We start from the raw sequence: 23,294 nt of genomic DNA on the forward strand, positions 1-23,294 counted from the left end.
CGGGGCGTAGCGAGCGGGATGCAGGGCTAGACGCGGGTGTCGGGGAACCGGAACGTAGCAGCGCTACGTGAGGATTCCCCGATCGGGCCCCGCAACGACGCCATGCGCCCGCGCAGTAGCCCTAGATCAGATGTCAAACAGGAGGCGGGCGGGATCTTCCAGCGCTTCCTTCATCGTCACCAGACCCAGCACGGCCTCGCGGCCGTCGATGATGCGGTGGTCATAGGACATCGCCAGATAGTTGATCGGGCGCACGACGACCTGGCCGTTCTCGACCACGGCGCGGTCCTTGGTCGCATGCACGCCCAGGATGGCCGACTGCGGCGGGTTGATGATCGGGGTCGACAGCATCGAGCCGAAGGTGCCGCCGTTGGAGATCGAGAAGGTGCCGCCCGAGAGTTCCTCGATCGACAGCTTGCCGTCCTTGGCCTTCTGGCCGAAGGAGGCGATGGTCTTCTCGATGTCGGCAAAGCTCAGCTGGTCGGCATTGCGGATGATGGGCACGACCAGGCCGCGCGGCGAGCCGACGGCGATGCCGATGTCGAAGTAGCCGTGGTAGACGATGTCGTTGCCGTCGACCGAGGCGTTCAGCACCGGGAACTTCTTCAGCGCGGCGACCGCGGCCTTGACGAAGAAGCTCATGAAGCCCAGCTTGACGCCGTGTTCCTTCTCGAACTTCTCCTGGAACTTCTTGCGCATCTCCATCACCGGAGCCATGTTCACTTCGTTGAACGTGGTCAGGATGGCGTTGGTCGATTGCGACTGCAGCAGACGCTCGGCGACGCGGGCGCGCAGACGGGTCATCGGCACGCGCTGTTCCGGGCGGTCGCCCAGGTTCTGCGCGACAGGGGCGGCGACGGCCGGCAGCGGCTTGGCCACGGCCGGGGCGGCCGGCACGGCGATGGCCGGGGCGGCGGCGGGCTTGGCGCCGGCGGCCAGGGCATCGCCCTTGGTGACGCGGCCGTCCTTGCCGGAACCGGCGACGTCGGTCGGCTGCAGGCCCTTCTCGGCCAGGATCTTGGCGGCGGCGGGCATCGCCACATCGCCCTTGGCGCCACCGGCGGCCGGAGCGGCGGCAGCCGGCGCGGCGGCGGCGGGAACCACGGCCTTGACTTCCAGCGGGCTGACCTGGGCCGAGCCTTCGGTGTCGATGCGGGCGATGACTTCCTCGCTGACCACGCTCTCGCCGTCGTTCTTGACGATCTGGGCCATCACGCCGGCGCTCGGCGCGGGCACTTCCAGCACCACCTTGTCGGTCTCGATCTCGATCAGGATCTCGTCGATGGCGATGGCCTCACCGGGCTTCTTCTTCCAGGAGATCAGCGTGCCTTCGGACACGGACTCGGACAGCTGGGGGACTTTGACTTCTACGATTGCCATGATGTGAATTCTTTCGGTTCTGAACGCGGGCAACCCCGCGCCGCTCGGGCGGCACGGGGTTCCGGGTGCTGATTACTTCGTCAGGATGAAGCCCTTGAGCTTGGCGAAGGCCTGCTCCAGCAGGGCCTTCTGCTGCTCCTGGTGCAGGTGGGCGTAACCCACGGCCGGCGAGGCGGAGGCCGGGCGGCCGGCGTAGCCGAGCTTCTGGCCGTCCTGCATGTTCTCGTGGATGTAGTGCTGCACGAAGAACCAGGCACCCTGGTTCTGCGGCTCGTCCTGGCACCAGACGATCTCGCTCAGGTTCGGGTACTTCTTGAGCTCGGCGGCGAAGGCCTTGTGCGGGAAGGGATAAAGCTGCTCGACGCGGATGATGGCCACGTCCTTCTTGTCGCCGCGCGCCTTGACCAGGTCGTAATAGACCTTGCCCGAGCAGGCGATCACGCGCTTGACCTTGGCCGCATCGATCTCGGCGTTCAGCTCGGCGATCACGGTGCGGAACTCGCCCTTGGTGAACTCGGCGATCGGCGAGGTGGCGTCCTTGTTACGCAGCAGCGACTTCGGGGTCATGATGACCAGCGGCTTGCGGAACATGCGCAGTTGCTGACGGCGCAGCAGATGGAAGATCTGCGACGCGGTCGTCGGCTGGACGACTTGCATGTTGTTGTCCGCGGCCAGCTGCATGAAGCGCTCCAGGCGGGCCGAGCTGTGCTCGGGGCCCTGGCCTTCATAGCCGTGCGGCAGCATCATCGTCAGGCCGTTGGAGCGGCCCCACTTCACTTCGCCGGAGGCGATGAACTGGTCGATCACCACCTGGGCGCCGTTGACGAAGTCACCGAACTGGGCTTCCCAGATCGTCAGGGTCTGCGGGTCGGCGCTGGCATAGCCGTACTCGAAGCCCAGCACCGCCTCTTCGGACAGGATGGAGTCGATCACGACGAACGGGGCCTGGCCTTCCGCGACGTTCTGCAGCGGGATGTAGGTGCCCTCGTCGAACTTCTCGCGGTTCTGGTCGTGCAGCACGGCATGGCGGTGCACGAAGGTGCCGCGGCCGCAGTCCTCGCCGGACAGGCGCACCGGGTAGCCGGAGGCGACCAGCGAGGCGAAGGCCATGTGCTCGCCCATGCCCCAGTCGATGTTGATCTCGCCGCGGCCCATCGCGGCGCGGTCGGCGATCACCTTCTCGACCAGCGGATGCGCCTTGAAGTTGCCCGGCAGGGTCGTGATCTTCTCGGCCAGGCGCTTGAACTCGGCCACCGGCAGCGCGGTGTCGCAGCTGTCGGTCCACTTCTTGCCCAGGTAGGCCGACCAGTCGGTGGCGTACTTGCTCTTGAAGTTGGTCAGCACCGGGTCCACCGTGTGGCGGCCCTCGTCCATCGCGGCGCGGAAGGCCTTGGCCATCGCGTCGGGGCCGTCGGCCGGCAGCACGCCCTGGGCCACCAGCTTCTCGCCGTACAGCTTGCGGGTGCCCGGGTGCTGGGCGATCTTCTTGTACATCAGCGGCTGGGTCAGAGCCGGCGTGTCCTGCTCGTTGTGGCCCAGCTTGCGGAAGCAGACGATGTCGACGACCACGTCCTTGTTGAACTCCTGGCGGTATTCCAGCGCCAGCTGGGTGGCCAGCACCACGGCTTCCGGATCGTCGCCATTCACGTGCAGCACCGGGGCCTCGATCATCTTGACGACGTCGGAGCAATACAGGGTGGAGCGGGTGTCGCGCGGGTCGGAGGTGGTGAAGCCGATCTGGTTGTTGATCACCAGATGCACCGTGCCGCCGGTGTAGTAGCCGCGGGTCTGGGCCAGCGCCAGGGTCTCCATCACGACGCCCTGGCCGGCGAAGGCCGCATCGCCGTGCACCAGCACCGGCAGGACCTGGTCGCCTTCCTGGTCGCCACGGCGGTCCATGCGGGCCTTGACCGAGCCCTCGACGACCGGGTTGACGATCTCGAGGTGGGAGGGGTTGAAGGCCAGCGACAGGTGGACCGGGCCGCCCTGGGTGGACACGTCGCTGGAGAAGCCCTGGTGGTACTTGACGTCACCGGCCGGCAGGTCTTCCGGCGCGGTGTGCTCGAACTCGGCAAACAGGTCCTTGGGCATCTTGCCCAGGGTGTTGACCAGCACGTTCAGGCGGCCGCGGTGGGCCATGCCGATCACGATCTCCTGCACGCCCATCTGGCCGCCGCGCTGCACCAGTTCGTCCATCGAGGCGATGAAGCTCTCGCCGCCTTCCAGCGAGAAGCGCTTCTGGCCGACGTACTTGGTGTGCAGATAGCGTTCCAGGCCTTCGGCGGCGGTCAGGCGGCCGAGGATGTGCTGCTTCTTCTCGGCACTGAAGGACGGCTTGGAGCGCACCGACTCCAGGCGCTCCTGCCACCAGCGCTTTTCCACCTGGTCGGTGATGTGCATGTACTCGGCACCGATCGTGCCGCAGTAGGTCTCACGCAGGGCCTGCACGATCTCGCGCAGGGTCATCTGCTCGGCCTTGGAGAAATAGGTGTTCGTCGCGCTGAACGAGATGTCCATGTCGGACTCGCTCAGGTCGTAGAACGCCGGCTCCAGCTCGGGAATCTTGGGGCGCTCGGTGCGCTTGAGCGGATCCAGGTCGGCCCAGCGCGAACCGACATTGCGGTAGGCGGCGATCAGCGACTGCACATGGACCTGCTTGCGGGCCACGGCCAGGTCGGCGCCGGAGGCCTTGTTGCCGAAGGCATTGGCCTTGGCGCGCTGTGCGAAGGATTCGATCACGGGGGCATGGGCCACGTCGCGGGCCTCGCTGCCATCGGTGGCCGGCACATGCTGGAGCGCATCGAAATAGGCGCGCCAGTTGTCGGGCACGGAACCCGGGTTGTCGAGGTAGGCCTCATACATCTCTTCGACGTAAGGCGCATTGCCCCCGAACAGGTACGAATTCGACCTGTATTGCTGCATCATCTCTCGCTCACCTTCTGCCCCGGTTTCCAAGGCTGCTGGCTGGTAAATAAACCTTCCGCGACACGGCTCGACCGGTTGGCGGATTGCGACCCGCCTTGACTGTTGCCAGAAAAGGGGACGGGAAGGACCAAAAAAAGTCTCGGGGCGGACTGTAGCACCGCTGGCTAACCCTAGGTGCCCGCTTGCGCTTTGTCATGAGCCGGCGTGCTTTTGTCGCGCATGCTTGAGGGTTCTCGGCAACAGCGGGCCGGCGCTGAAGCGCGAGGGCCTGATTTTTCGCGCGCCAATCGCACAAACGGGCCGTCGCGGACGAAACCGGCCGAAACCCAAGGCCCGGAGCGCTCGTTTGCAAACGTTTGCGAATCGCCACCCCATCCCCTAGACTCGCCCTTGCACACGCGCCAGGGCCCCGCGATTGAATGGTCCGGCGTCGGGACCATTCAGGAGAGTTCCCATGCAAGTCAAAGTCGTTGACTACCGGGCCGCGGACGCGGCCGAGCAGTTCACCCGCTCGCTGCACGAAACCGGCTTCGGCGTGCTCGTCAACCACCCGCTCCAGCAGGCCCTGGTCGAGAAGATCTACGCCGACTGGCTGGCCTTCTTCAACGGCCAGGAGAAGCAGGACTACGCCTTCTCGAAGGAGACCCAGGACGGCTATTTCTCCACCGAGATCTCGGAAACCGCCAAGGGCTTCACCCAGAAGGACATCAAGGAATACTTCCATGTCTATCCCTGGGGCCGCATCCCGCCGCAGCTGAAGGCCGATGCGCTGAGCTATTACGAGCAGGCCAACGACCTGGCGCGCGAGCTGCTGTCCTGGGTCGAGCGCCACACGCCGCCCGAGATCGCCCGGCATTACCGCGAGCCGCTGTCCCACATGATCCAGGACAGCCGGCTGACCCTCCTGCGCGTGCTGCGCTACCCGCCGCTGACCGGCCATGAGCCCGCCGGCTCGCTGCGCGCCGCGCCGCATGGCGACATCAACCTGCTGACCATCCTGCCCGCGGCCAACGAGCCGGGCCTGCAGGTGCAGGCCAAGGACGGCGCCTGGGTCGATGTGCCGGGCGACTTCGGCATGCTGATCATCAATATCGGCGACATGCTGCAGGAGGCCTCGCAGGGCTATTACCCCTCGACCCAGCACCGCGTCGTCAATCCGAGCGGCGAAGGCGCGAAGAAGAGCCGCGTCTCGCTGCCGCTGTTCCTGCATCCGCGCGAGGATGTGGTGCTGTCGGACCGCTACACCGCCCATACCTATCTGGAGGAGCGCCTGCGCGAGCTGGGCGTCAAGAAGTAGCCGGCGCCCCGCCGCGCTGCAGGAAGAAGCCGGCCGCTGCGCCGGCTTTTTTCATGGCTTCGCCGGCGCCACCGCTGCCCTACATTGGACCCATGCGGCAACAGGCGCGTCAGCTCGTGATCGAGATCCATCCGGAAGCCCCGGCCAAGCCGGCCCTGGGCGCGCCCTGCAATGGCTGCGGCGTCTGCTGCCTGGTCGAGCCCTGCCCACTGGGCAGGCTGATCAGTCGCCGGCGCCAGGGCGCCTGCCGCGCGCTGCGCTGGCGCTCCGAGGAGCGGCGCTATGTCTGCGGCATGCTGGCCGCGCCGCGGGAGGTGCTGGGCTGGCATGGCCGCCTGGCGCGGCGCTGCATGCCGCTCTTGCAACGCCTGGCGCGGCGCTGGATCTCGGCCGGCAGCGGCTGCGACGCCAGCCTCGAAATCGACGATCGCTAAGCACGCCACAGCCCCGGGCAAGCCATTAGTTCGGCGGTCGGTGCTGCGGACTAGGATGATTCTTCCTACCCCTCCCCCACGCCTCTTGGAGTAAGCCGAAGATGAACCGCAACAAGTTCAAGCTGGCCGCGCTGTCGCTGTCCCTGGGTCTGCTCGCCACCGCCGCCGTCCAGGCGGTCCCGCTGCGCTGGGCCGCGCAGAACGACATCCTGAGCATGGATCCGCATTCTCAGAACCATTCGACCACCCTGGCCGTGCTGATGCACGCCTATGAGGGCCTGACCCGCTACAACAACAAGTACGAGGTCGAGCCGGCGCTCGCCACCAAGTGGACCTTCATCAGCCCGACCCAGGTGCGCTTCGAACTGCGCCGCGGCGTCAAGTTCCACGACGGCACGCCCTTCACCGCCGACGACGTGGTGTTCTCCTTCGGCCGCATCAGGCAGCCGCAGGGCACGATGCAGACCTATGTCACCGGCATCAAGGAAATCAAGAAGATCGACGAGCACACCATCGATCTGATCCTGGAGGCGCCACACCCCATCTTGCTGCGAAATCTCATCGACTTCCGCATCATGAGCCGGGCCTGGGCGGAGAAGAACAAGACCACCAACACCCAGGACTACAAGGCCAAGGAGGACAACTACGCCTCGCGCAATGTGATGGGCACCGGCCCCTACAAGATCACCGGCTGGCAGCCCGACCAGAAGATTGCGATGCTGCAGAACGCCGACTGGTGGGACAAGGCCCGCGCCAGCAACATCACCGAGCTCAGCTACCTGCCGATCAAGTCCGACCCGACCCGCGTCGCCGCCCTGCTCTCGGGCGACGTCGACCTGCTGACCGACCTGCCGACCCAGGACGTCGCCAAGCTCAAGGCCGACCCGAAGCTGAAGGTCGTCGAGGGCCCCGAGGTGCGCACCATCTTCCTGGCGCTGGACCAGGGCAGCGAGGAGCTGAAGGGCTCCAACATCAAGGGCAAGAACCCCTTCAAGGACAAGCGCGTGCGCGAGGCGCTGAACCTGGCGGTGGACCGCGAGGCGATCAAGCGCACCATCATGCGCGGCCTGTCGATCCCGGCCGGCATCATGGTCGCACCGGGCGTCAACGGCAACACGCCGGACATCGACGTGGCGCTGAAGCCGGACGTCGACAAGGCCAAGAGGCTGATGAGCGAGGCCGGCTATCCCGACGGCTTCGAGATCCAGATGAACTGCCCGAACAACCGCTATGTCAACGACGAGGAGGTCTGCCAGGCGGTGGTCGCGATGTGGGCCCGCATCGGCGTCAAGGGCCGCCTGGTCGCCACCCCGATGGCGCAGCACAGCGTGACCTTCCAGAAGTTCGATACCTCGCTGTACATGCTGGGCTGGGGCGTGGCCACCTATGACGCACAGTACGCGCTGCAGTCGCTGGTGCGCACCAAGACCACCGGCGCGGACGGCAACTTCAACTTCTCCAAGGTCAGCGACGCGAAGATCGATCAGCTGGTCGATGCGATGAAGACCGAGACCGACATCCCCAAGCGCAACGCGATGATCCGCGAGGCCCTGCTGCGCACGCGCGACGAGCATCTGTTCGTGCCGCTGCACCACCAGATGCGCCCCTGGGCGATGCGCGCCAATGTGACGACCGAGCACCGCTCGGATGACAGGCCGGAGGCGCGCTTCACCCACATCAAATAAGCGCCGCTCCCGCCCGGGGCGCCAGCCCCGGGCAAGCCATTAGAGCTGCCCCGAGGACGGCGGGCTAGGATGCCCGTTTTCCAGTATTCCACGGAGGAAGCAGAAGATGTTGTCGAGTCGCAAGTTCAAACTGGCCGCGCTGTCCCTGTCGCTAGGACTGCTGGCCGCCACCGGCGCGCAAGCCGTGCCGCTGCACTGGGCCGCGCAGAACGACGTGCTGACCCTGGATCCGCATTCGCAGAACCACGGCACCACCAGCGCCATCCTGGCCCATGCCTACGAGGGCCTGACCCGCTACAGCAAGACCTACCAGATCGAGCCGGCGCTGGCCACCAAGTGGACCCACATCAGCCCGACCCAGGTGCGCTTCGAGCTGCGCCGTGGTGTCAAGTTCCATGACGGCACGCCCTTCACCGCCGACGACGTGGTGTTCTCGCTGGCCCGCATCAAGCAGCCCCAGGGCACCCTGCAGGCCTTCGTGAACGGCATCGCCGAGATCAAGAAGATCGACAGCCACACGGTGGACTTCATCCTGTCGGCGCCGAACCCCATCCTGCTGCGCAACATCGTCGACTTCCGCATGGTCAGCAAGAGCTGGGCGGAGAAGAACAAGTCGGTCAACCTGCCGGACGTGAAGGTCAAGGAAGAGACCTTCGCGACCCGCAACACCAACGGCACCGGCCCCTACAAGATCACCGGCTGGCAGCCCGACCAGAAGATCAGCATGGTGGCCAACAAGGACTGGTGGGATGCCGCCAACGCCAGCAATGTCGACAGCGTCACCTACTCGCCGATCAAGTCCGACGCCACCCGCGTCGCGGCCCTGCTGTCCGGCGAGGTGGACCTGCTGACCGACCTGCCGACCCAGGACGTGCAGAAGCTGCGCAACGACGCCAAGCTGGCCGTGCTGGAAGGCACCGAGATCCGCACCATCTTCATCGCGATGGACCAGGGCAGCGACGAGATCCGCGGCTCCAACATCAAGGGCAAGAACCCGCTGAAGGACAAGCGGGTGCGCGAGGCCCTGTCGGTGGCGATCGATCGCGAGGCGATCAAGCGCGCCATCATGCGCGGCCTGTCGGTGCCGGCCGGCCTCATGGTGGCCCCGGGCGTCAACGGCAACACGCCGGACATCGACACGCCGCTGAAGGTCGATGCCGACAAGGCCAAGAAGCTGCTGGCCGAGGCCGGCTATGCGGACGGCTTCGAGGTGCCGCTGAACTGCCCGAACAACCGCTACGTCAACGACGAGGAGATCTGCCAGGCGGTGGTCTCGATGTGGGCCAAGATCGGCATCAAGGCCAAGCTGCAGACCGAGCCGATGTCGACCTTCAGCCCCAAGATCCAGGGCTTCGAGCACCAGCTCTTCCTGTTCGGCTGGGGCGTGCCGACCTATGACGCGCTCTACACCATCCAGTCCCTGGTGCGCACCAAGACCACCGGCCCGGACGGCAACTGGAACTACTTCCGCATCAGCGACGCCAAGATCGACCAACTGACCGATGCGATGAAGATCGAGTCCGACGTCAGCAAGCGCAACGGCCTGATCCGCGAGGCCCTGCTGCGCATGCGCGACGAGCATCTGTTCATCCCGATCCACCACCAGATGCGCCCCTGGGCGATGAAGAAGGGCGTCTCGACCGTGCACCGCTCGGACGACCGCCCGGAAGCGCGATTCACCAACATCAAGTAAGCGGCGCCCGCGCACCGACATCGGGCCACCTTCGGGTGGCCCTTTTTCATTTCACGATGATGCCGGTACCGCCGTCCGTCGGACCGCGCGAAAGCCAACGTGCAATCCAAGCCACCATCAGGACGGCAAGCGCCGCGATGCCAGCCGCCACATGGCCGACGGTGTCCAATCCCCACTGCGGAATCACCAGCCCGCCAATGATCGCGCCCAGCCCTGTGCCCGCATTGGCCGCCGAGACGTTCAAGCTGCCCGCCAGCGCTTGCGCATGGGAAGCGGACTGCATCACCCGCACCTGACAGATGGGAAACAGGGCCGTATAGGCGATGCCCCATGCCGCCAGCGCCAGTGCAAGCCACACCGGAGAGCCGGCCAGCGGCACGCTGGCCGCCATGCCAAGGCCCAGCAGCAGCGAGAACCCGGCCGTCGCGCCCAGCGGGCTGCGATCAACGAAGCGGCCACCCAGCCAGTTGCCCACAAGGCCAATCGCGCCGAAGCCCATCAGCCACCAGCCGACATGGGCCGGAGCCACACCGGCGATGCGCTCCAGCATGTCGGCCAGATAGGTGTAGGCGGTGAACATCGCGGTGAACACCGCCACGGACAGCAGGACATGGGCGACGAAACGCGCGTCCTTGAGGATGCGGGTCTGTTCGCCAAGCCGCAGCCGCCGCGGCTGGACCACCGTCGGCATGAAGACCGATAGCGCCAATGCCATCGCCAGCGACAGCCCGGCGAGCATCCAGAACGTGCCACGCCAGCCGATGGCATCCGCCGCCAGCGTCCCCAGCGGTATGCCGAACAACAAGGCGGCAGAAATACCCAGGTACACCTGCGACACGGCGCGGCCCGCGCGCTGCGGCCCGGCCAGTTGCCCGGCCGTCTCGCTGGCCATGCCCCAGAACACCGGCAGTGCCAGCGCCGGAATGAACCGGGCCAGAGCCAGCACCCAGACATTCGGCGCAAGCGCCGCCAGCGCATTGGACGCGGCAAAGATCAGCAGGATGAGCACTAACAGCCGCTTGCGCTCGACATGCGACAGCAGCGCCGTCAGCACCGGGCCGAACAGCATCACCGTGAAGGCGAACAGGGTGACGAGCTGCCCGGCGGTGGAAATGGAAATCCCGAGATCGCGGGCCAGCGCAGGCAGCAGACCGACGATCAGGTATTCGGTCGTGACGATGACAAAGGCCGCCACCGCCAGGATGGCGATGGACAGGCCGCTACGGGACGCTGGGGCGTCACCGGATACAGCAAGGGAAGACATGGGAAAACTCCGGCATACAGACGTTTGCCGCCAGTCTATTGATGAACGAATTTCCTATATGCGATATATATTCTTATGATTCGAAACCAAATTTCCCAAATAGGGATGACGCATGGTTCCATCGGAACGCCTCAAGGGCATCGAAACCTTCGTGGCAAGCGCCGATGAAGGCAGCTTCACGGCAGCGGCGGAACGGCTGCACCTGACCAGCTCCGCCGTCGGCAAGAGCGTGGCACGGCTGGAAGAACGGCTGGGCACGCGCCTGTTCGAGCGCACCACACGCCGACTGGCCCTGACGGATGCAGGGGCCGCGTTCTACCGCAGCTGCGTGCGTATCCTGGCCGATCTGGCAGAAGCCGAAGCCGTGCTGGCCGCGCAGCGCAGCGAGCCGGTAGGTCGATTGCGCATGGACATGCCCGCCACCTTCGGCCGCCTGCGGGTCTGGCCGCTGCTGCTGCGACTGATGCAGCAGCATCCGCACCTGCGCCCGCATGTGTCGTTCACCGATCGCTTTGTCGATCTGCCGGACGAAGGCATCGACGTGGCGGTGCGCATCGGCGGGCCGGATCACTGGCCCGCCGCCATCGGGCATCGCTACCTGGGCAGCGAGCGCCTGATCTTCTGCGCCTCGCCGGACTATCTGGCCCGCAATGGCACGCCGGCATCAAGCGCCGAATTGTTCCGGCACGATGCCGTGCTGTACGGCAAGGCCGATGGAAGCTCGAGCCCTTGGCTGATCGCGCATGAAGCGGGAGGAGCGGTCGAGCGGCGCACGATGGAGGGCCGCGTCATCGTCGGCAACGCCGAGGCGCAGGTCGCCGCCGTCAAGGCCGGATGCGGCATCGCGCAACTGGCGACCTGGCTGGGAAGCGATGAAATCGCACGCGGTGAACTGGTGCAGGTGCTGCCGACACTGGAAACCGACGGCCTGCCGCTCCACCTCGTGTGGCCCCTGGGGCGGCAATTGCTGCCCAAGGTGGATGCCGTTCTGGAACTGCTGGCTACCGGGCTGCGAATTGACTAGTACCAGCCAGATCACTCCCGAGTCCTCCTTCACACCGCTCCCATATGGCCCCTGATGCAACAGGCATGAGGAATATGCCCAAGTGCCGAAAATCAGCTGACCCCTTGGTGCTGATTGAACCTTGTGGCGCGCTGGCATCATGGGCGCGCATCGCCGGCACTCAGGCAGACAGCAGGTTCTTGTGCAGGCGCCCGGCCTGCATCACCAGCGCCAGGCCGCGCTCCGGCGCAGCCAGCATATCCAGGCCCTGGCGCGGGTCGCCCTCGACCAACAGCAGGTCGGCCCAGGCACCGGGCTGGACGCGGCCCAGCCATGCCTCCTGGCCCATCATGCGCGCGGCGGTCCAGGTCGCGCTCTGCAGGATCTCCAGCGGCGTCAACGCCGGCGCGCGCAGCGCATATTCGCGCGCCTGGCGCGCCTGCATATGGCCCAGCAGATCGGTGCCGAAGACGATCGGCACGCCCTCGGCCTTGGCCAGGCGGATCGCCTCGATGCCGCGCGTGCGCACCCGCGCCAGCTTGGCCAGCATCTCTTCGGACCAGCCCAGCCGCGCGCCCTCCTCGCCCAGCGCCTCGTAGGTGGCCAGGGTCGGCACCAGGTAGGCGCCGGCCTGCTTCATCGCGCGCGCCGAGTCCGGGTCCAGCAGATTGCCATGCTCGATCGAGCGCACGCCGGCCTGCACCGCGCGCGTGATCGAGCGCGACGAATAGGCATGGGCCATCGCATAGAGATTCGCCGCCTCAGCCTCCTCGCAGATCGCGGCCAGCTCGGCGATCGAAAACTGCGTGCCGTCGATCGGGTCGGTCGGGCTGGCCACGCCGCCGCCGGCCATGATCTTGATCTGGTTGGCGCCGTTGCGCACCTACTCGCGCACCGCGCGCCGCACCTCGGCGTCGCCGTCGGCGATCGCGCCGGGCAGGCCCAGGCCGGCGCAGGTGCAGAACATCTCGCGCGTGCCCTTGGGCCGCGCATCGGCATGGCCGCCGGTCTGGGTGATCGGCTGACCGGCGATGAAGAGGCGCGGGCCGGCGAACAGGCCGCGCGCCAGCGCCTCCTGCAGGCCGAAGTCCGCGCCGCCGGCGTCGCGCACCGTCGTGAAGCCGCGCGCCAGCAGCGCCTCCAGCACCGGCTTGCTGGACGCGGTGATCAGCGAGGGCGGCATGCTGCTGAGCTTCAGCACGTCATGCGTCACCGCCATCACATGCACATGGGCGTCGATCAGGCCCGGCAGCAGCACGCGGCCGCCGGCGTCGATGCGCCGGGCCGCGTCGTCGACCGGCAGCGCCTGCTGGCTCAGCGCGGCGATGCGCTCGCCCTCGATCACCACCGTCGTGTGCGGCAGCAGTTCCAGGGTCTGGCTGTCGAACAGGGTGGCGTTGTGGATGACGGTGCGCGCGGCGGGCTGCTGGCTCATGGCTTCTCCGGGTTGCTTGCCGCCCGATGCTAGAACCCGCCAGCCCCAAAGAAAAAGCGGGGTTGCCCCCGCCTTGTTCGCTGTGCGTGCTGTGCCGCTCAGAGCGCCAGGCGCTGGCGCGCGGCCCGGTACTCGCGCGCCAGGCGTTCAACCAGCACCCGCGCCGGCACCACCTCGCGGATCGCGCCGATGCCCTGGCCACTGCCCCAGATGTCCTTCCAGGCCTTCTTGGCGCCGGCGCCGCCGAAGTCCATCGTGCTGACATCGCCCTCGGGCAGTTGGTCCGGGTCCATGCCGGCCGCGACGATCGAGCCCTTCAGGTAGTTGCCGTGCACGCCGGTGAAGAGGTTGCTGTAGACGATGTCGTCGCTGTTGGAGGCGACGATCATCTGCTTGTAGGCCTCGGTCGCGCGCGCCTCCTCGGTGGCGATGAAGGCCGAGCCGATATAGGCGAAGTCCGCGCCCATGGCCTGCGCCGCCAGCACCGCGTCGCCGGTGGCCATCGAGCCTGAGAGCGCCAGCGGGCCGTCGAACCATTCGCGGATCTCCTGGATCAGCGCGAACGGGCTCTTGACGCCCGCATGGCCGCCGGCGCCGGCCGCCACCGCGATCAGGCCGTCGGCGCCCTTCTCGATCGCCTTCTTCGCGAACTTGTTGTTGATGATGTCGTGCAGCACCACGCCGCCCCAGCCATGCACCGCCGCGTTGACGTCCTCGCGCGCGCCAAGGCTGGTGATGATGATCGGCACCTTGTACTTGGCGCACAGGGCCATGTCGTGCTCGAGCCGGTCATTGCTCTTGTGCACGATCTGGTTGATCGCGAAGGGCGCGGCCGGCTTGTCCGGATGGGCCCTGTTGTGGGCGGCCAGGGTCTCGGTGATCTCGGCCAGCCATTCGTCCAGCTGTTCGGCCGGACGGGCATTGAGCGCGGGCATCGCGCCGACGACGCCGGCCTTGCACTGCTCGATCACCAGCTTGGGATTGCTGATGATGAACAGCGGCGAGCCGATGATGGGCAGCGGCAGGTTCTGCAGGATGGGAGGCAGGGGCACTGGTTGTCTCCGTGTCGAAGAGAGGAGCAGAAAGAAGAAGGGATCAGAAGGCGTCCAACGCCAGCGCGGTGACGCTGTCGGCGCCCTCGACGATGGCATCGCGCAGACCACCCGCGCGACTCAGGATGTGCTCGGCATAAAAGCGCGCGGTGGCGATCTTGGCTGTCATGAAGGAGACATCCACGCCGGCCACGACCTTGTCCTCGGCGACCAGCAGCGCACGCGCCAGCTGCCAGCCGGCCACCAGATTGCCGGCCAGCATCAGATAGGGCACCGAGCCGGCAAAGGCCGCGTTCGGGTTGCTCTTGGCCTGGGCCACGATGAAGTCCACCACGTCCAGATAGGCCTGGCGCGCGGCGCGCAGGCGCTTGAGCACCGACCGCGCGGCGGCGCTGTCGCGTGCGCCGAGCAGGGCCTCGGTCGCCTCGATCTGGCCGGCCACCGCGCGCGCCAGCGCTCCGCCGTCGCGCGTGGTCTTGCGGCCCACCAGGTCGTTGGCCTGGATCGCGGTCGTGCCCTCGTAGATGGTCAGGATCTTGGCGTCGCGGTAGTACTGGGCCGCACCGGTCTCCTCGATGAAGCCCATGCCGCCATGCACCTGCACGCCCAGGTCGGTGACCTCCAGGCTCATCTCGGTGCTGTAGCCCTTCACCAGCGGCACCATGAACTCGTAGAAGGCCTGGTTCTGTTGGCGCGCCTCGGCATCGGGATGGTGATGCGCGGCGTCATAGGCCGCGGCCGCGACGATGGACATCGCGCGCGAGCCCTCGGTCAGCGCGCGCATCGTCATCAGCATGCGGCGCACGTCCGGGTGGTGGATGATGGGCGCGCTGGCCTTGATCGAACCGTCCACCGGGCGCGACTGCACGCGGTCGCGCGCGTACTGCGCGGCCTTCTGGTAGGCGCGCTCAGCCACCGCGATGCCCTGCACGCCGACGCCGAAGCGCGCGGCGTTCATCATGATGAACATGTACTCGAGACCGCGGTTCTCCTCGCCGATCAGGGTGCCGATCGCGCCACCATGGTCGCCGAACTGCAGCACCGCGGTGGGGCTGGCCTTGATGCCCATCTTGTGCTCGATCGAGACGCAATGCGCGTCGTTGCGCGCGCCCAGCGAGCCGTCGGCATTGACCAGGAACTTGGGCACGATGAACAGGCTGATGCCCTTGACGCCCTCCGGCGCGCCGGCCACGCGGGCCAGCACGAGGTGGACGATGTTCTCGGCCATGTCGTGCTCGCCCCAGGTGATGAAGATCTTGGTGCCGAAGATCTTGTAGGTCCCGTCACCCTGCGGCTCCGCGCGGGTGCGCACCAAGGCCAGGTCGGAGCCGGCCTGCGGCTCGGTCAGGTTCATCGTGCCGGTCCAGCTGCCGTCGATCAGCTTGGGGATGAACATGGCTTTCTGGTCGTCGCTGCCCGCGGTCAGCAGGGCCTCGATCGCGCCGTCGGTCAAAAGCGGGCACAGCGCGAAGCTCAGGTTGGCGCTGTTGATCATCTCGCCGCAGGCGGCGCCGATGGTCTTGGGCAAGCCCTGGCCGCCGAAGTCGGTCGGGTGCTGCAGGCCCTGCCAGCCGCCGTCGGCGAACTGGCGGAAGGCCTCCTTGAAGCCGGGCGTCGCGAAGACCTGGCCGTCCTTCCAGTAGGACGGGTTCCGGTCGCCCTCGACATTCAGCGGCGCGATCACATCCTCGTTGAGCTTGGCGCATTCCTCCAGCACCGCCTGGGCGGTCTCGGGGCCATAGTCGGCGAAGGCGGGGATCTGCTCGGTCAGCTGCTGCAGGCCGGCCAGTTCCTGCATGTCGAACAGCATGTCTTTGACGGGGGCGCGGTAGGTCATGATGCTTGTCTCCAGATACAACAAGGGCGCCGCGACCAGGAGTCGGGCGCCCGATGACTTCGGCGTGGGCTCGCCTCAGAGGGCCTTGATCAGCTCGGGCACGGCCGTGAACAGATCGGCCTCCAGGCCATAGTCGGCAACCGAGAAGATCGGCGCTTCCGGATCCTTGTTGATCGCGACGATCACCTTGGAATCCTTCATGCCGGCCAGATGCTGGATCGCGCCGGAGATGCCGGCGGCGATATAGAGCTGGGGCGCGACGATCTTGCCGGTCTGGCCGACCTGCCAGTCGTTCGGCGCGTAGCCGGCGTCGACCGCGGCGCGCGAGGCGCCCAGGGCGGCGCCCAGCTTGTCGGCCAGCGGGGTCAGCACCTCGTTGAACTTGTCGCTCGAACCCAGGGCACGGCCGCCGGAGACGATGATCTTGGCGGCGGTCAGCTCGGGGCGGTCGCTCTTCGTGACCTCGCGGCCGACGAAGCCGCTCTTACCGCTGTCGGCAACGGCGGCGATGGACTCGACGGCGGCGGAACCACCGGTGGCGGCCGCGGCGTCGAAGCCGGTCGTGCGCACGGTGATGACCTTGACGGCGTCGGCCGATTGCACGGTGGCGATCGCGTTGCCGGCGTAGATCGGGCGCTCGAAGGTGTCGGCGCTCACCACCTTGGTGATGTCGCTGACCTGGGCCACATCCAGCAGCGCGGCGACGCGCGGTGCGACGTTCTTGCCCGAGGCGGTGGCGGGGAACAGCAGGTGGCTGTAGGCGCCGGCCACGGCGATCACCTGGGCGGCCAGGTTCTCGGCCAGGCCGTCGGCCAACTGGGCGGCGTCGGCATGCAGCACCTTGGCCACGCCAGCGATCTGCGCGGCGGCGGCGGCGGCGGCACCGGCGTTGGCGCCGGCCACCAGCACATGCACATCGCCACCGGCGGCCAGGGCCGCGGTCACGGTGTTGAGGGTGGCGCCCTTGATGGAGGCGTTGTCGTGTTCAGCGATGACGAGAGCGGTCATGAGTCGAATCTCCAAATCTTGTAAAAGTTCAGCGGTCCAGGCTCAGATGACCTTGGCTTCGTTCTTCAGCTTCGAGACGAGGGTCGCGACATCGGGCACCTTGATGCCGGCGCTGCGCTTGGGCGGCTCCTCGACCTTCAGGGTCTTGATGCGCGGCGCCACGTCCACGCCCAGGTCGGCCGGCTTGACGGTGTCGAGCTGCTTCTTCTTGGCCTTCATGATGTTGGGCAGGGTCACGTAGCGCGGCTCGTTCAGGCGCAGGTCGGTGGTGACCACGGCCGGCAGGCTCAGGGACACGGTCTCCAGGCCGCCATCGACCTCGCGGGTGACGTTCGCCTTGCCGTCGACGATCTCGACCTTGGAGGCGAAGGTGCCCTGCGGCAGGCCGGTCAGCGCGGCCAGCATCTGGCCGGTCTGGTTGCAATCGTCGTCGATCGCCTGCTTGCCCAGGATCACCAGCTGCGGCTGCTCCTTGTCGACCAGGGCCTTCAGCAGCTTGGCGACGGCCAGCGGCTGCAGTTCGGCATCGGTCTCGACCAGGATGGCGCGGTCGGCGCCGATGGCCATCGCGGTACGCAGGGTTTCCTGGCACTGGGTCACGCCGCAGGACACGGCGATCACCTCGGTGACCACGCCCTTCTCCTTCAGGCGCACGGCCTCTTCGACGGCGATCTCGTCAAAGGGGTTCATCGACATCTTGACGTTGGCGATATCCACGCCGGTGCCGTCGCTCTTGACGCGCACCTTGACGTTGTAGTCGACCACGCGTTTGACAGGGACCAAAACCTTCATCGAAGTCTCCAGAGGCAATTGACGTTAACGTTAATCAGATTCTACGGGTGCTGCCGACGGCGCCAGAGTCGCCCAGGTGGCTTTCGGCTCAAAAAAGCACGATCGTTCTATTTTAACCACGAAGTTTCAGCGGCTAGACTCGCCCGCGCATGAACCGCAACTCTCCCCTGTCGCCGCTGCCCCCCTGCATCGGCGTTTTCGATTCCGGCGTCGGCGGCCTGACCGTGCTGCGCGAGCTGCGCCGCCAGCTGCCCTCGGTGCCGCTGCGCTATATCGCCGACACCGCCTATGCGCCCTATGGCTCGCATGGCAGCGACTACATCACCGAGCGCAGCCTGCGCCTGGCCGGGCATCTGATCGCCCAGGGCGCGCGCCTGCTGGTGGTGGCCTGCAATACCGCGACGGCCCACGCGGTCGGCGCCTTGCGCGCGCGCTGGCCCGAGCTGCCGATCGTCGGCACCGAGCCGGGCATCAAGCCCGCGGTGGCGGCCAGCCGCAACGGCCGCATCGCCGTGCTGGCCACCGTGGCCACCCTGGCCAGCGAGCGCTATCGCGACCTGCTGGCGCGCCATGCCGACGGCACCCAGGTGCTGAGCCAGCCCTGCCCCGGCCTGGTCGACCTGATCGAGGCGGGCGATCTGCAATCCCCATCGATCGATGCGCTGATCGAACGCTTCTGCGCGCCGCTGCGCGAGGCGGGCGTCGACACGGTGCTGCTGGGCTGCACCCATTACCCGCTGATCCAGCCGCGCCTGCAGCGCGCCCTGGGCGAGCAGGTGCAGCTGCTGAACATCGAGACCGCGGTGGCGCAGCAGAGCGTGCGGCTGTGGCAGGCGCTCGATCTGCCAACAAGCGAAGGCGCCAATGCCCCACTGCATCTGGCCACCACCGGCGACGCGGCCGCGCTGCAGCGCTTCGTCGCCGAGGCGCTGGGCTGGACCGATCTATCGGTCGAGGCCCTGCCCGATCTCTGAGGATCAGGCCGCGGCCTGGGCCGCCGCCATGCCGCGCTTCATGTCGATGCCGCGCAGGATCAGCCAGCCCAGCACGAAGAACACGCCGGTGCTGAGGATGGCCAGGCGGTGGTTGCCGGCCGAGGCCCAGGTCACGAAGCCATAGGTCAGCGGGCCGATGATGGCCGCCAGCCGGGTCGCGAAGGTCCACAGACCGAAGAACTCGGCCAGGCGGGTCGGCGGCGCGAAGCTGCCCGCCAGCGCGCGGCCGCAGGACTGGCTGGAACCCATGCACAGGCCGGCGATCACCGCGGCAATCCAGAACAGGGTCGGCGTGGTCGCCAGATAGGCCAGCAGCACCATCAGGATCCAGCCGAGCAAGGTGTAGGCCAGCGCGCGCTGGTGGCCGACGCGATCCTCGAAATAGCCGAAGGCGAAGGCGCCCAGCGCCGACGCGATATTGACCAGGAACACCAGGGCCATGGTCTGGGCCTGCTTGAAACCCAGGGCCTGCTCGGCATAGACCGCCGCCAGCGCGATCACGACCGCGATGCCCGCCTGGTAGCTGGTGCCGCAGGCCAGCAGGCGCAGGAAGTCCGGATAGGCCTGGGCGCGCTGCCAGGAGGCCCAGAGCCGGCGCAGGCCGCCACCGCCACGTTCGGCCGCCTGGCGCTGCGGCGCTGCCTGCGCCTTGCTGCGCTCACGCAGCAGCAAAAAGGTCGGCAGCGCGGCCAGCGCGTACAGGCCGGCCGTGATCAGCATCGTCACCGGCACGAACTCGGTCGCCGGGATGCCCTGCGCTTGCGCCTGCAGCACATAGGCCAGCGACAGGCCCAGCGACAGCATGCCGCCGCAATAGCCGAAGGCCCAGCCCCAACCGGAGACGCGGCCCAGCGCGTCGCGCCGAGCCAGCTCCGGCAGGAAGGCCGCGATCAGCGATTCGCCGTAGGAGTAGAAGGTGTTGGACAGCACGACGGCGATCGCCGCCGGCCAGATCTCGCCGCGCCCGGCCAGCGCCAGGCCGATGGTCGAGATCACGCAGCCCAGGGTGCTGACCGCCAGCAGGCGCTTCTTGGCCGCATGGGCGTCGGCATAGGCGCCGAGCGCGGGCATGGTCAGCATCACGATCAGGCTGGAGAGCGCGATCAGCACGGTCCACAGCAGGGTCGCAAAGGGGCTGCCCTCGGCGACGACGCCAACGAAATAGGCGTTGTAGACCGCCGTCAGCACGACCGTGGTGTAGCCCGAGTTGGCGAAGTCGTACATCGACCAGCCGAACACCTCGCGCTTTTTCACGCCCTCGTTCAGCAAATCCTGGCTGATCGTTCCCACGCGGACCCTTAATGATGGTTAGGCCAGCGCGCGAGATGGTGCCCGGGAGGGGAATCGAACCCCTACGCCCCTTTCAGGGCCGCGGATTTTAAGTCCGCTGCGTCTACCAATTTCACCACCCGGGCGGCGCTGAAGCGTGCGCATTATCTCTGCGCTGGCCTGCGCGGAACACATAAAGAAAAAGGGAAGTCCGCAGACTTCCCTTTTCGATTTTGGAGCGGGTAACGAGGCTCGAACTCGTGACCTCAACCTTGGCAAGGTTGCGCTCTACCAACTGAGCTACACCCGCATTTCTCTCTGGCTTGGTGAACCAAAGACCGGCGCGAACCGGGATCTTGGAGCGGGTAACGAGGCTCGAACTCGTGACCTCAACCTTGGCAAGGTTGCGCTCTACCAACTGAGCTACACCCGCATTGAATTCTTGGAGGCGCGGTCCGGAGTCGAACCGGACTAACCGGATTTGCAATCCGGGGCATAACCGCTTTGCTACCGCGCCTTAGAAATCAAATTTTAATTACCGGCATTTGGTGCTGCCGATAAAAATGGGAAGCCGGGGCTTCCCATCTGTATGCCTGGAGCGGGTAACGAGGCTCGAACTCGTGACCTCGACCTTGGCAAGGTCGCGCTCTACCAACTGAGCTACACCCGCATAGTTTCAACACACTGCTCGCTGAACTTTTTATCGTCCTGCGCCGTCTGCGCTGAAGCAGCTATTCTATACCGAAAAATTTGACCTATGCAAGACCTTGCGGCCCCGCACAGGTAAATTTCAATGCGTCGCGGTGGCCGAGGCCGTCACCGGTGCATCGGCCTTGGCCGCCACGGCCGGCTCTTCATCGGGCAGAGGGGTCGGCATGGACTCCAGCGCCACTTCCAGCACGCGGTCGATCCACTTGACCGGCACGATCTCGAGCTGGTTCTTGACGTTCTCGGGGATGTCCTGCAGGTCCTTGACGTTCTCTTCCGGGATCATCACGGTCTTGATGCCGCCGCGGTGCGCCGCCAGCAGCTTCTCCTTCAGGCCGCCGATCGCCGTCACCTCGCCGCGCAGGGTGATCTCGCCGGTCATCGCCACATCGGCACGCACCGGGATGCCGGTCAGGGTCGACACGAAGGCCGTCGTCATCGCGGCACCCGCGCTCGGACCATCCTTCGGCGTCGCACCATCCGGCAGGTGGATGTGCATGTCGCGCTTCTCGAACACCTCGTCCTTGATGCCCAGGCGGCGGGCGCGCGAGCGCACCACGGTGCGGGCCGCCTCGACCGATTCCTTCATCACGTCGCCCAGCGAGCCGGTGCGGATGATGTTGCCCTTGCCCGGCATGGCCGTCGCCTCGATGGTCAGCAGATCGCCGCCCACCTCGGTCCAGGCCAGCCCGACCACCTGGCCGACCTGGTTCTTCTTCTCGGCGCGGCCGAAGTCGTACTTGCGCACGCCCAGGAAGTCGTTCAGGTTCTCGTCGGTGATCTGCACCTTGCCGTCGTAGGTCTTGAGCTGGATGCCCTTGACCACCTTGCGGCAGATCTTCGAGATCTCGCGCTCCAGCGAACGCACGCCGGCTTCCCGCGTGTAGTAGCGGATGATGCCGCGGATGGCGGCCTCGGTGACCTCCATCTCCTCGTCCAGCACGCCGTTGTTCTTGCGCTGCTTGGGCAGCAGGTAGCGCTGCGCGATGTTGACCTTCTCGTCCTCGGTATAGCCCGACAAGCGGATCACTTCCATCCGGTCCAGCAGGGCCGGCGGGATGTTCAGCGAGTTCGAGGTGGCGACGAACATCACGTCGCTGAGATCGAAATCGACCTCAACGTAATGGTCGGCGAAGGTATGGTTCTGCTCCGGGTCCAGCACCTCCAGCAGGGCCGAGGACGGATCGCCGCGGAAGTCCATGCCCAGCTTGTCGATCTCGTCGAGCAGGAACAGCGGATTGCGCGTGCCGGTCTTGGACAGGCTCTGCAGCACCTTGCCCGGCATCGAGCCGATATAGGTGCGGCGATGGCCACGGATCTCGGCCTCGTCGCGCACGCCACCCAGGGCCATGCGCACGAACTTGCGGCCGGTGGCGCGCGCCACGCTCTGGCCCAGCGAGGTCTTGCCGACGCCCGGAGGGCCGACCAGGCACAGGATCGGCGCCTTGACCTTGTCGACGCGCTGCTGCACCGCGAGGTACTCGAGGATGCGTTCCTTGACCTTGTCCAGACCGTAGTGGTCCTCGTTCAGCACGTTCTCGGCATTCGCCAGGTCATGCTTGATCTTGGTCTTCTTGCTCCAGGGCAGGTTGACCAGGGTCTCGATGTAGTTGCGCACCACCGTCGCTTCGGCGGACATCGGCGACATCAGCTTGAGCTTCTTCAGCTCGCTGTCGGCCTTCTTGCGCGCTTCCTTGGGCATGCGGGCGGCCTGGATCTTCTTGTCCAGATCCTCCAGGTCCGCGCCCTCCTCGCCGTCGCCGAGTTCCTTCTGGATCGCCTTGACCTGCTCGTTCAGGTAGTACTCGCGCTGGCTCTTCTCCATCTGGCGCTTGACGCGCCCGCGGATGCGCTTTTCCACCTGCAGGATGTCGACCTCATGCTCCAGCAGGTCGAGCAGCTTCTCCAGCCGCTTGGCCACGTCGGACAGGTCCAGCACCGACTGCTTGGCGTCGAGCTTGAGCGGCAGGTGCGCGGCGATGGTGTCGGCCAGACGGCCGGCATCGTCGATCCCGGCGATCGAGGTCAGGATCTCGGGCGGGATCTTCTTGTTGAGCTTGACGTACTGGTCGAACTGCTGGGTCACCGCGCGGCGCAGCGCCTCGACCTCGGGCTTCGGATCGGCCTCGGGCGGGATCGGCAGCACCTCGGCGGTGAAATGCTCCTCGCCATCGGTGATGCTCTGCGTGGTGGCGCGCTGCAGGCCTTCGACCAGCACCTTCACGGTGCCGTCGGGCAGCTTCAGCATCTGCAGGATGCTGGAGACGCAGCCCACCTCGAACATGTCGTCGGGCTTGGGCTCATCCTTGCCGGCGGCCTTCTGGGCCACCAGCATGATCTGGCGGCCGGCTTCCATCGCCGCCTCCAGCGCCTTGATGGACTTGGGGCGTCCCACGAACAGCGGGATCACCATGTGCGGGAACACCACCACATCGCGCAGCGGCAGCAGCGGCAGGGTGATGGGTTCGGCAGGCAGAACGGGATGACCGGACATGAAAACCTCTCTTTCTCAGGCCC

The 23,294-nt window shown here is 66.6% G+C and carries 15 protein-coding genes, 5 tRNA genes and 1 pseudogene; 6 read left to right on the forward strand and 15 right to left on the reverse strand.

Features of this window, described 5'->3' with window-relative positions; genetic code table 11:
• Window positions 1-126 precede the first annotated feature (126 nt).
• Window positions 127-1,380: a 2-oxoglutarate dehydrogenase complex dihydrolipoyllysine-residue succinyltransferase gene (odhB, locus tag G8A07_RS19685; RefSeq protein ID WP_195793681.1), complete on the reverse strand. Its 1,254-nt coding sequence runs from the start codon at window positions 1,378-1,380 to the stop codon at window positions 127-129.
• A gap of 72 nt (window positions 1,381-1,452) precedes the next feature.
• Window positions 1,453-4,305, reverse strand: coding sequence for a 2-oxoglutarate dehydrogenase E1 component (locus tag G8A07_RS19690; RefSeq protein WP_195793682.1), 2,853 nt, complete (start codon window positions 4,303-4,305; stop codon window positions 1,453-1,455).
• 454 nt (window positions 4,306-4,759) lie between these two features.
• Between G8A07_RS19690 and G8A07_RS19695 the strand changes: the two genes are divergently transcribed.
• The 4 genes from G8A07_RS19695 to G8A07_RS19710 all read left to right on the forward strand — a co-directional run bounded on the left by G8A07_RS19695 (window position 4,760) and on the right by G8A07_RS19710 (window position 9,414).
• Window positions 4,760-5,602 carry an isopenicillin N synthase family oxygenase gene (locus G8A07_RS19695; RefSeq protein WP_195793683.1) on the forward strand — a complete coding sequence of 281 codons (843 nt, stop codon included), beginning with the start codon at window positions 4,760-4,762 and terminating at the stop codon, window positions 5,600-5,602.
• A gap of 92 nt (window positions 5,603-5,694) precedes the next feature.
• Window positions 5,695-6,036, forward strand: a complete 342-nt coding sequence (locus tag G8A07_RS19700; protein ID WP_195793684.1) for a hypothetical protein — start codon at window positions 5,695-5,697, stop codon at window positions 6,034-6,036.
• Window positions 6,037-6,137: 101 nt separating this feature from the next.
• Window positions 6,138-7,721: an ABC transporter substrate-binding protein gene (locus G8A07_RS19705; protein ID WP_195793685.1), complete on the forward strand. Its 1,584-nt coding sequence runs from the start codon at window positions 6,138-6,140 to the stop codon at window positions 7,719-7,721.
• A gap of 106 nt (window positions 7,722-7,827) precedes the next feature.
• Window positions 7,828-9,414 (forward strand): ABC transporter substrate-binding protein, encoded by a 1,587-nt coding sequence (locus tag G8A07_RS19710; RefSeq protein WP_195793686.1) that lies wholly within the window; start codon window positions 7,828-7,830, stop codon window positions 9,412-9,414.
• A gap of 46 nt (window positions 9,415-9,460) precedes the next feature.
• On the opposite strand, the gene G8A07_RS19715 is transcribed toward G8A07_RS19710, so the two are convergent.
• Window positions 9,461-10,678 carry an MFS transporter gene (locus tag G8A07_RS19715; RefSeq protein WP_195793687.1) on the reverse strand — a complete coding sequence of 406 codons (1,218 nt, stop codon included), beginning with the start codon at window positions 10,676-10,678 and terminating at the stop codon, window positions 9,461-9,463.
• 112 nt (window positions 10,679-10,790) lie between these two features.
• Here G8A07_RS19715 and G8A07_RS19720 point away from each other — a divergent pair, with 112 nt between their 5' ends.
• On the forward strand, window positions 10,791-11,702 hold the full coding sequence (locus G8A07_RS19720) for a LysR family transcriptional regulator (RefSeq protein ID WP_195793688.1): 912 nt from the start codon (window positions 10,791-10,793) through the stop codon (window positions 11,700-11,702).
• 160 nt (window positions 11,703-11,862) lie between these two features.
• Here G8A07_RS19720 and G8A07_RS28295 read toward each other — a convergent pair.
• The 5 genes and pseudogenes from G8A07_RS28295 to G8A07_RS19745 all read right to left on the reverse strand — a co-directional run bounded on the left by G8A07_RS28295 (window position 11,863) and on the right by G8A07_RS19745 (window position 17,805).
• Window positions 11,863-13,116, reverse strand: a pseudogene (locus G8A07_RS28295) (amidohydrolase family protein).
• 98 nt (window positions 13,117-13,214) lie between these two features.
• On the reverse strand, window positions 13,215-14,168 hold the full coding sequence (locus G8A07_RS19730; RefSeq protein ID WP_249937064.1) for a nitronate monooxygenase family protein: 954 nt from the start codon (window positions 14,166-14,168) through the stop codon (window positions 13,215-13,217).
• Between the two features lie 43 nt (window positions 14,169-14,211).
• Entirely contained in the window at window positions 14,212-16,005 is a 1,794-nt protein-coding gene (locus G8A07_RS19735) for an acyl-CoA dehydrogenase (protein WP_195793690.1), read from the reverse strand.
• Between the two features lie 75 nt (window positions 16,006-16,080).
• A complete protein-coding gene (locus tag G8A07_RS19740; RefSeq protein ID WP_195793691.1) occupies window positions 16,081-17,013 on the reverse strand; it encodes an electron transfer flavoprotein subunit alpha/FixB family protein in 933 nt (310 codons plus the stop codon).
• 42 nt (window positions 17,014-17,055) lie between these two features.
• Window positions 17,056-17,805: an electron transfer flavoprotein subunit beta/FixA family protein gene (locus G8A07_RS19745; RefSeq protein ID WP_195793692.1), complete on the reverse strand. Its 750-nt coding sequence runs from the start codon at window positions 17,803-17,805 to the stop codon at window positions 17,056-17,058.
• Between the two features lie 149 nt (window positions 17,806-17,954).
• Between G8A07_RS19745 and murI the strand changes: the two genes are divergently transcribed.
• Window positions 17,955-18,779: a glutamate racemase gene (gene murI / locus G8A07_RS19750; protein WP_195793693.1), complete on the forward strand. Its 825-nt coding sequence runs from the start codon at window positions 17,955-17,957 to the stop codon at window positions 18,777-18,779.
• A gap of 3 nt (window positions 18,780-18,782) precedes the next feature.
• On the opposite strand, the gene G8A07_RS19755 is transcribed toward murI, so the two are convergent.
• The 7 genes from G8A07_RS19755 to lon form a co-directional block, all read right to left on the reverse strand.
• Window positions 18,783-20,090 (reverse strand): MFS transporter, encoded by a 1,308-nt coding sequence (locus G8A07_RS19755; protein ID WP_371816382.1) that lies wholly within the window; start codon window positions 20,088-20,090, stop codon window positions 18,783-18,785.
• Window positions 20,091-20,126: 36 nt separating this feature from the next.
• Window positions 20,127-20,215 (reverse strand) — tRNA-Leu (locus tag G8A07_RS19760).
• A gap of 88 nt (window positions 20,216-20,303) precedes the next feature.
• A tRNA-Gly gene (locus G8A07_RS19765) sits at window positions 20,304-20,379 on the reverse strand.
• Between the two features lie 47 nt (window positions 20,380-20,426).
• Window positions 20,427-20,502: transfer RNA gene (locus G8A07_RS19770), tRNA-Gly, on the reverse strand.
• A gap of 10 nt (window positions 20,503-20,512) precedes the next feature.
• Window positions 20,513-20,586 (reverse strand) — tRNA-Cys (locus G8A07_RS19775).
• 77 nt (window positions 20,587-20,663) lie between these two features.
• Window positions 20,664-20,739: transfer RNA gene (locus tag G8A07_RS19780), tRNA-Gly, on the reverse strand.
• Between the two features lie 120 nt (window positions 20,740-20,859).
• A complete protein-coding gene (lon, locus tag G8A07_RS19785) occupies window positions 20,860-23,271 on the reverse strand; it encodes an endopeptidase La (protein ID WP_195793694.1) in 2,412 nt (803 codons plus the stop codon).
• Window positions 23,272-23,294 lie beyond the last annotated feature (23 nt).

This window comes from Roseateles sp. DAIF2 (assembly GCF_015624425.1).
Classification (GTDB): Bacteria; Pseudomonadota; Gammaproteobacteria; order Burkholderiales; family Burkholderiaceae_C; genus Kinneretia.

What these genes read in the sequence shown, in the direction of transcription:
- odhB (WP_195793681.1), bottom strand. Translation starts at nt 1,380, where the DNA reads ATGGCAATCGTAGAAGTCAAAGTCCCCCAGCTGTCCGAGTCCGTGTCC.
- lon (WP_195793694.1), bottom strand. Translation starts at nt 23,271, where the DNA reads ATGTCCGGTCATCCCGTTCTGCCTGCCGAACCCATCACCCTGCCGCTG.
- murI (WP_195793693.1), top strand. Translation starts at nt 17,955, where the DNA reads ATGAACCGCAACTCTCCCCTGTCGCCGCTGCCCCCCTGCATCGGCGTT.
- G8A07_RS19695 (WP_195793683.1), top strand. Translation starts at nt 4,760, where the DNA reads ATGCAAGTCAAAGTCGTTGACTACCGGGCCGCGGACGCGGCCGAGCAG.
- G8A07_RS19720 (WP_195793688.1), top strand. Translation starts at nt 10,791, where the DNA reads ATGGTTCCATCGGAACGCCTCAAGGGCATCGAAACCTTCGTGGCAAGC.
- G8A07_RS19745 (WP_195793692.1), bottom strand. Translation starts at nt 17,805, where the DNA reads ATGAAGGTTTTGGTCCCTGTCAAACGCGTGGTCGACTACAACGTCAAG.
- G8A07_RS19710 (WP_195793686.1), top strand. Translation starts at nt 7,828, where the DNA reads ATGTTGTCGAGTCGCAAGTTCAAACTGGCCGCGCTGTCCCTGTCGCTA.
- G8A07_RS19715 (WP_195793687.1), bottom strand. Translation starts at nt 10,678, where the DNA reads ATGTCTTCCCTTGCTGTATCCGGTGACGCCCCAGCGTCCCGTAGCGGC.
- G8A07_RS19740 (WP_195793691.1), bottom strand. Translation starts at nt 17,013, where the DNA reads ATGACCGCTCTCGTCATCGCTGAACACGACAACGCCTCCATCAAGGGC.
- G8A07_RS19735 (WP_195793690.1), bottom strand. Translation starts at nt 16,005, where the DNA reads ATGACCTACCGCGCCCCCGTCAAAGACATGCTGTTCGACATGCAGGAA.
- G8A07_RS19690 (WP_195793682.1), bottom strand. Translation starts at nt 4,305, where the DNA reads ATGATGCAGCAATACAGGTCGAATTCGTACCTGTTCGGGGGCAATGCG.
- G8A07_RS19700 (WP_195793684.1), top strand. Translation starts at nt 5,695, where the DNA reads ATGCGGCAACAGGCGCGTCAGCTCGTGATCGAGATCCATCCGGAAGCC.
- G8A07_RS19705 (WP_195793685.1), top strand. Translation starts at nt 6,138, where the DNA reads ATGAACCGCAACAAGTTCAAGCTGGCCGCGCTGTCGCTGTCCCTGGGT.